This window comes from Achromobacter sp. SIMBA_011, assembly GCF_046535435.1.
Lineage (GTDB): Bacteria > Pseudomonadota > Gammaproteobacteria > Burkholderiales > Burkholderiaceae_B > Achromobacter > Achromobacter dolens.
This window is the reverse complement of record NZ_JAWRWN010001387.1, coordinates 1-228: the sequence shown is the minus strand read 5'-3', so window position 1 is coordinate 228 and position 228 is coordinate 1. Positions and strand designations below refer to the sequence as shown.

Annotated in this window: 1 protein-coding gene; it reads right to left on the bottom strand. The window is 61.4% G+C overall.

Annotated elements, in window-relative coordinates:
* A partial coding sequence (locus tag SB816_RS35585) for a glucokinase (RefSeq protein ID WP_410548689.1) occupies positions 1-228 on the bottom strand: 228 nt, incomplete at both ends.

Here is a 228-nt window from a genome sequence, read left to right as displayed (position 1 = left end):
CGAAGGTGGGAATGGTCCGCATCAGGGCGCTGTGCGGCGCCTTGTCCTCGAACGCGGCCCGGAATTCGGGGCTTTTCAGCGCCGGAATGATCTTCTGCGAAATGCCGCCGGCCAGATAGACGCCGCCCTTGGCCATGAAGATCAGGGCAAGATCACCGGCCAGACGGCCGAGATAGGTGCTGAAAAGCGAAAGCGTTTCTTTCGCCTGTGCATTCTGGCCGGAAAGCC